Raw genomic sequence first — 6845 nt, forward strand, 5'->3', positions numbered from 1 at the left:
TCGGCCATCGGTCCGGCGAGCCACGCCGCGCGGCCCGCCTTGATCGCGGCGGCGAACGCGCCGGCCATCTCCACCGGCTGGGCGGCAAGCGCCACGGCCGTGTTGAGCAACACGCCGTCGAAGCCCCACTCCATCACCTGACACGCGTGCGACGGCAGACCGAGCCCGGCATCGACGATAAGCGGCGTATCCGGCAGACGGTCGCGCAGCAGTCGCAGGCCGTACGGATTGATCACGCCCTTGCCAGTGCCGATCGGCGCACCCCAGGGCATCAGCGCCTGACAGCCCACGTCGAGCAAGCGACGGCACAGCACCAGGTCTTCCGTGCAATACGGCAGCACCTTGAAGCCGTCGCGAATCAGTTGTTCGGCGGCCGTCACCAGACCGAACGGGTCGGGCTGAAGCGTGTAGTCGTCGCCAATCAGTTCGAGCTTGATCCAGTCGGTCTCGAAGACTTCGCGCGCCATTTGCGCCGTCGTCACCGCTTCCTGCACCGAGTGGCAACCCGCTGTATTGGGCAGCACCGGCACCGCGAGACGGCGCAGCGTTTCCCAGAAATGGCCTTCCGACGCCTGCGCCCCGGTGCCCGAGAGTTGCCGGCGCAACGCCACCGTCACCATGCCCGGGCGGGCGGCGTCGATGGAATCATTGAGCGCCTGCAGCGACGGGTAGCGCGCCGTGCCGAGCAGGAAGCGACTGCCGAAGCGCGTGTCATACAGCGTGAGCGCGTCGCGCACGCTGCCTGCGGCCACGTTGGCCGATTCGGTGAATGCGTTCATGTCAGCCTCCGGCCACCGGTTGCACTACATCGATTTTGTCGCCATGCGCGAGCGCGCGGGCGGCATATTGCGTCTTGGGCACGAACTGCCCGTTGATCGCCGCGGCGAACGGCGGCTTGGCGCCGTAGGCGGCGAGCGCCTCGGCCAGCGTCGCCGCCTCGGCCACGCTCAGTGTCTGTTGATTGATATGAATATCCATGGTGTCCCTCCCCTCTCATGCACGACGGAACAGGTCCGGCCACGGCCGGCTGGCTCGCCACATCTCCCAGTCGAACGCGTGCCCAAGGCCCACTCGCGCGCTCGTCGCTTGCATCAATGCCTGCGCCAGCGCGCACGCCTCTCCCGTGACCGCCGGCGCGAGCAAATAACCGTGCCGGTACAAACCGTTCACGCGCAGCACCCGCGCACCGTCCCACTGCACCCGCGGCAGATGGTCGGGCAATGCCGGACGGCAGTTGACATTCAGCTCGACAATGCGCGCCTCGCCGAACGCCGGGTTCAGCGAATGGGCCGCCGAGAGCAGTTCGAGCGCGGAGCGCACGGTCATCGGCGACATATCTTCCGACTCGAGTTCGGTCGCGCCGATCACATACAGATCGTTTTCCTTGGGCGCGATATAGATCGGATAGCGCGGATGCAGCAACCGCACCGGCCGGCGCAGCCCAATGCCCGGCGCGTGAATTCGCACCACCTCACCCCGCACACCGCGCAATTGCGTGAGCGCGGCACGCGCGCCCAGCCCGCGGCAATCGACGACCAGACCGGCGTCCGGATACGCGCCCTCGGCGATCTCGGTATGCCAATGCAGCGCCGCCCCCGCCTTAGCAAGACCTGCCGCCAGCGCGCGCAACAGTTGCCGGTTGTCGAGCTGGCCCTCGTTCGGCAGCCACCAGCCTTCCTGAAACCGTCCGGCCAGCGCCGGCTCGACCTCGGCCAATTGCGCGCCCGACACGCGGCGCACACCGTCACGCAGCAAGGCCGGTGGGGCATTGGCGCGCATGCGTCGGTCGAACATCACCGCCTCGGCGCGATCGGGCTGGTGCCACACGACCAGCGTGCCGTTGCGTTGGAAGAAGACGTGTTCGGGCAGGCCGTCGATCAATGCCGGCCAACGTTCCAGGCCGACGGCGCCCATCTCGACGATGCTCGGCTCGGCCACGGCCGCTTCGGCCAAGGGCGCGAGCATGGCCGCTGCCACCCAGCCGGCAGCCGACGACCCGTCGGCATCGCCACGCTCGTAGAGCGCCACGCGTGCGCCGGCACGAATCAGTTGCCACGCCAGCAGACGCCCGGACAGGCCGCCGCCGAGCACGGCGACGTCGGGACGCGAAGTGGAAGCGCTCATACGCGTTCTGCCGCGCAAGCCGGGACGGCGCGCAGGCACTCGAAAGCAGGCAAAGGATGACTCGCGAGCGGAATCTCGGAAGTCGTTGCGGCGAAAACCGCAGGGATAAGCGCAGGAATCTGCGGAAGGCAGCGCATGGGGTCCTTTCCTCATGAAAGCAAAAGGACGAAACGGTGTTGAACACCTTACCCCACTGGAGTAGTCGGAAACTTCCCACGCCGGTATTACCCGGGTCGGGTGCAAAGGGTCTCTCTCAGCCCCGCGTCGTATGGTTACGCATGGTCAACACCTGCGTTCGACACGGAGCACCCCTGTTTCGCCCGCAGCCATTACAACATAGATGCCGATGCCCGTGCAAGCCGGGGCATCGGGCGATTGCACGCGCGATGCGTCTCGTTTTTTGACGAATCCCCCGGGCCGTGTAACCCCACGTAAACTGAAAACCGACGTGACAAGCGCCCCCAATCCGGAAATTGTGCAACGCACCCGCCGGAACTGCGGTCAAATGGGCCGTCGACCCTAATAACACGTTGCATTTCCGCGGCAACCCCGCCAGACGATCATGGCCCACACGCCGATGTCTTCCCCGCCTCCCGAGGCGCCGCCCGCCGGCAACCCGGCCGTCCCTGCCCCCAAGCCACCGAAGCACCCCACTGCGTGGCAGTTGATCCGGCCCTACTGGGCCTCGGAGAAGCGCTGGGAGGGCCGTCGGTTGCTCGCACTCGTCGTGGCGCTCAATCTTGCCGTCGTGTTCATCAACGTACGACTGAATGCGTGGAACGCCGGCTTCTATGACGCGCTCGACAAGCGCGATTGGCCCATCTTCAAGTCGTCGCTGATCGAATTCGCGGTACTCGCATTCAGCTTCATCGTCATTGCGACGTTCCGCACCTACTTCCGCCAGATGCTCGAAATTCGCTGGCGGCAGTGGGTCACCGATGCCAACCTGTCGAAGTGGTTCTCGCATCAAGCCTATTACCGCATCGAGCGCGACCATCTGGCGGACAACCCGGACCAACGTATTTCGGAAGACATCCGCACGCTGGTCAGCGCATCGCTGGCGCTGTCGCTCGATTTGCTCACGACGCTGGTCTCGCTGTTTTCGTTCATCACCATTCTCTGGACGATCTCAGGCGCCGTGTCATTTGTGCTGGGCGGCATGAACGTGACGATTCCCGGCTACATGGTCTGGGTCGCGGCGCTCTACGCCCTGGTCGGATCGTTCTTCATCTTCAAGGTCGGTCGGCCACTCGTGGGGCTGAGCTATCGTCAGCAGCAGGTGGAAGCGGATTTCCGCTTTCTGCTGGTGCGTCTGCGCGAGTCGGCGGAGCAGGTCGCGCTCTATCGCGGCGAAGGCGCTGAATTGTCGCGCCTGACGTCGGCCTTCGGGGCCGTGCGCGACAACTGGTGGCAGATCATGGTCGTGACGAAACGGCTGATCTTCGCGAATTCGATCTACGGGCAGATCGCCATCGTGTTCCCGATCATGGCGGCCGCACCGCGCTACTTCGCCGGCGCGTTCACGCTCGGCGTGCTCATGCAGATCATCGGTGCGTTCGGGCAAGTGAGCGACGGTTTTTCGTGGTTCGTGAACAGCTTCTCGACGTTGGCCGACTGGAAAGCGACGATCAACCGGCTGCGCGAATTCACGCGCGTGATCGACGCACCGCCACAAGCACCGAGCACCGGTGGCATTGCGCTCGTGACGACCGCCCATTCGCCCTCGGCAGCCTTCACGGCCACCGATCTTCGCCTGGCGCTGCCCGACGGTGCACCGCTCGCGGTCGCCGGGTCGTTTGCCTTCGCGCCTGGCTCGCGATGGCTCATCCGTGGCCGCTCGGGCTGCGGCAAGAGCACCATGCTGCGCGCGTTCGCCGGCCTGTGGCCGTTCGGCAGCGGACGCATCGAAGTTCCCGCCGACGCCCGCGTGCTGTTCCTGTCACAACAAAGCTATTTGCCGATCGACACACTGAAGGCGGCCCTGGCCTTTCCTTCGCATGCCGATACTTTTACCGACGACGAATGCCGAGACGTGCTCAGCGCCGTCAACCTCGAGCAGTATCGTGACGAGTTACTGACCGTCGCTCACTGGGCCCGCCGCTTGTCCGGCGGCGAGCAACAACGGCTCGCCACCGCGCGCGCCTTGCTGCAAAAGCCGGATTATTTGTTCCTCGACGAAGCGACCAGTGCGCTCGACGTGGAAACCGAGGAGGCGGTGTATGAAGCGCTGCATGCGCGCCTACCGGGCACCACGATGGTCAGCGTGGCCCATAGGGAAACGCTCGGCCGCTTCCATCAACACACCATGACGCTGCATGCCGCGGGCGACGTCGCGCCGCCACGGGTGGTCGACGCGGCCTAGCCGGCGTAAGGCACCTCCGGCAATCCCTGCGCGCCGCAACGCACTGCCAACACATGGCCGTCGTGTTCGGTCGCGCCGGTTGCCGGACGAATCGACGTAACAAACAACGTGTCGAAGTCGCGCCCGCCGAACGCGCACATCGACGGCTTCGACACCGGCAGCACGATCTCGCGGTCCAGCACGCCTGCGGGCGTGAAGCGAAGCAAGCGGCTACCGTCGTTGGCGCACGTCCAGTAAGCGCCGTCGGCATCGACGGCCGCGCCGTCCGGACGGCCCGGATAGTCATTCATGTCGACGAACAGCCGCTGCCCGCTGATCGCACCGCACTCGGCATCGAAGTCGAACGCCCACACGCGGCGGCGCGTCGGATGCGAATCGCTCAGGTACATCGTGCGGCTGTCCGGCGAGAAGCCCAAACCGTTCTGCGTCACCAGGCCCTCGACGAGCGGCGCCGACAGACGGCCGTGCGTGTCGAAACAGAAGAGCGCGCCTGCGTCGCTCGCGAGCGACATATCCTGCACCATCGTGCCCGCCCAGAAGCGGCCCTGCCGATCGCAGCGTCCGTCGTTGAAGCGCATGCCCGGCAACGGGAACACCGGCGCGGCCAGTCGCTGCCAATCAGACGCCGCAAGCGTGCCCGGCGGCCCCAGGCGCACCGCGAACAGCCCGGTCTCGCAGCCCGCCAGCAGCATGCCCGAGGCGTCGAAGGTAAAGCACGCGATCTGCTCGGGGAATGTCCATTGACGATGATCGCCGTCGGCGGGCGTTACGCGATGCAGTTGCTTCGCGGGGATGTCCACCCAGTAGAGCGTCTGCTCGTCGGCACGCCACAACGGGCTCTCGCCAACGGCGTGAGGCGTCTGTCGCGACGGTTCGAGCCGTTCGATCGACACCTTCATGCCTTGGGTTCCATCGGCCCCAGCAGCACGAACGGTCCGCCTTGGTAGCGCTGCGTCACATCGTCCATGCGCGGATCGGGCGCCTGCGCCGGAAACAGGCCGGCGAATTGCGCCGAGCTGTCTTGCGCACGGAAGCCAAGAAACGCGGCCTTCGTATTGTTGACCCACAGCGTCGGGTTGTTCGACACGCCGTAGACGATGGCATGGCCCACGCGATTCGTGAACAACGAGCAGCGCACGAGTTCGACGAAATCGCGATAGCTCAGGTATGTCACCATCATGCGCGGATTCTTGGGCTGCTCGAACGACGAGCCGATGCGCAGGCACACGGTCTCCAGACCGAAGCGATCGAAGTAGTAGCGGGACAGGTCTTCACCGAAACATTTCGAGATACCGTACATGCTGTCCGGACGGTGCGGCGCGTCGACATCGAGCACTTCCGTCACGGGATGGAAACCCACCGCATGATTCGAGCTGGCGTAGACGATGCGCTTCACCCCCTGCTTCTGCGCTGCGCTATAGACGTTGTACATGCCGAGAATATTGGCTTGCATGATGTCGTCGAACGGCGCCTCGACGGAGATGCCGCCCAGATGCACCAGCGCGTCGACGCCTTCGAGCAGCGCGTGCACGGCGGCGCGATCCGCGAGGTCGACCTGCATGGCTTCTTCGTGCGGCGCATCAGCCGTGAGCGGCACGATGTCGCTCACGCGCACGATATCCGCCCACTCGGCGAGCTTGCCGCGCAGTTGTTTGCCAAGATTGCCCGCTGCGCCGGTCAGCAGCAGACGGCGGAAGGGTTTGCCGGATGTCTGGCTCATATCAGTCCTTGTTCGTCGGTAGATCGCAGTGCATGCGACGACGCCTTGCCACAACAAACCCGGCGCCGCGTCGGCGCGCCCGACGCTCATCGAAAACGTGGGGGTCGCATGGAGAGGCATCCTACGTCAGACGATGTACGATGACAATGGCCAATTGGTCGGTTTACGGAGAATCCCTAGTATTTCACTCGATGCCTTGCATCGACGCGACAAGCCTTATATTCATTGGCACCCACCTATACCAGGGGTGTTTCCCTGAAGGCCGATGACGCAAGATCGGCCATGTCATATGACATCTTATATTTATCGATCTTGTGCATGTCCCGGTCGCCCGAATACCGTGCAAACAAAGACACGTAAAGCGATCGGGCAAGAAAAAACCGCCCGGACGTTGTCGCCCGGACGGTTTCTTCACGGCAACGCAGAGACCTACCTCCGCGCCCCTCCTCTCAACCCCGTATTTGTGGTTTTGGCAGGCATTACTCTTTCACGCGCTCAGCGCGGCAGTTCCGAGTAGCCCATCAGGAACTCGTCCACCGCACGGGCGCACTGACGGCCTTCGCGAATCGCCCACACCACCAGCGACTGACCGCGACGCACGTCACCGGCCGCGAACACCTTCGGCAGGTTCGTCGTGTA

General features: G+C 64.7%; 6 protein-coding genes and 1 riboswitch. Of the genes, 1 reads left to right on the forward strand and 5 read right to left on the reverse strand.

Going from position 1 to position 6845, the window contains the following annotated elements; translation table 11 throughout:
- The 3 genes from A985_RS0123125 to A985_RS0123135 form a co-directional block, all read right to left on the reverse strand.
- A partial coding sequence (locus A985_RS0123125) for a thiazole synthase (RefSeq protein ID WP_017235754.1) occupies positions 1–779 on the reverse strand: 779 nt, incomplete at its 3' end.
- A 1-nt stretch (position 780) separates the two neighbouring features.
- Positions 781–978, reverse strand: coding sequence for a sulfur carrier protein ThiS (gene thiS, locus A985_RS0123130; RefSeq protein WP_017235755.1), 198 nt, complete (start codon positions 976–978; stop codon positions 781–783).
- A 15-nt stretch (positions 979–993) separates the two neighbouring features.
- On the reverse strand, positions 994–2124 hold the full coding sequence (locus tag A985_RS0123135) for an FAD-dependent oxidoreductase (protein ID WP_017235756.1): 1131 nt from the start codon (positions 2122–2124) through the stop codon (positions 994–996).
- 193 nt (positions 2125–2317) lie between these two features.
- A riboswitch (TPP riboswitch) is annotated at positions 2318–2447 on the reverse strand.
- A gap of 254 nt (positions 2448–2701) precedes the next feature.
- Between A985_RS0123135 and A985_RS0123140 the strand changes: the two genes are divergently transcribed.
- Positions 2702–4486, forward strand: coding sequence for an ABC transporter ATP-binding protein/permease (locus A985_RS0123140; protein WP_026132326.1), 1785 nt, complete (start codon positions 2702–2704; stop codon positions 4484–4486).
- Here the strand turns inward: A985_RS0123140 and A985_RS0123145 are convergent.
- Both A985_RS0123145 and A985_RS0123150 read right to left on the reverse strand, forming a co-directional pair.
- A complete protein-coding gene (locus A985_RS0123145) occupies positions 4483–5385 on the reverse strand; it encodes an SMP-30/gluconolactonase/LRE family protein (RefSeq protein WP_017235758.1) in 903 nt (300 codons plus the stop codon). The genes A985_RS0123140 and A985_RS0123145 overlap by 4 nt on opposite strands.
- A complete protein-coding gene (locus tag A985_RS0123150; RefSeq protein WP_017235759.1) occupies positions 5382–6206 on the reverse strand; it encodes an NAD(P)-dependent oxidoreductase in 825 nt (274 codons plus the stop codon). Before A985_RS0123150 ends, A985_RS0123145 begins: the two co-directional genes overlap by 4 nt.
- Between the last annotated feature and the right edge of the window lie 639 nt (positions 6207–6845).

Source organism: Pandoraea sp. B-6, assembly GCF_000282835.1.
GTDB lineage: Bacteria > Pseudomonadota > Gammaproteobacteria > Burkholderiales > Burkholderiaceae > Pandoraea > Pandoraea cepalis.

Coding starts and splice junctions, on each gene's coding strand:
- A985_RS0123135 (WP_017235756.1), bottom strand. CDS start 2,124: ATGAGCGCTTCCACTTCGCGTCCCGACGTCGCCGTGCTCGGCGGCGGC.
- A985_RS0123150 (WP_017235759.1), bottom strand. CDS start 6,206: ATGAGCCAGACATCCGGCAAACCCTTCCGCCGTCTGCTGCTGACCGGC.
- thiS (WP_017235755.1), bottom strand. CDS start 978: ATGGATATTCATATCAATCAACAGACACTGAGCGTGGCCGAGGCGGCG.
- A985_RS0123140 (WP_026132326.1), top strand. CDS start 2,702: ATGTCTTCCCCGCCTCCCGAGGCGCCGCCCGCCGGCAACCCGGCCGTC.
- A985_RS0123145 (WP_017235758.1), bottom strand. CDS start 5,385: ATGAAGGTGTCGATCGAACGGCTCGAACCGTCGCGACAGACGCCTCAC.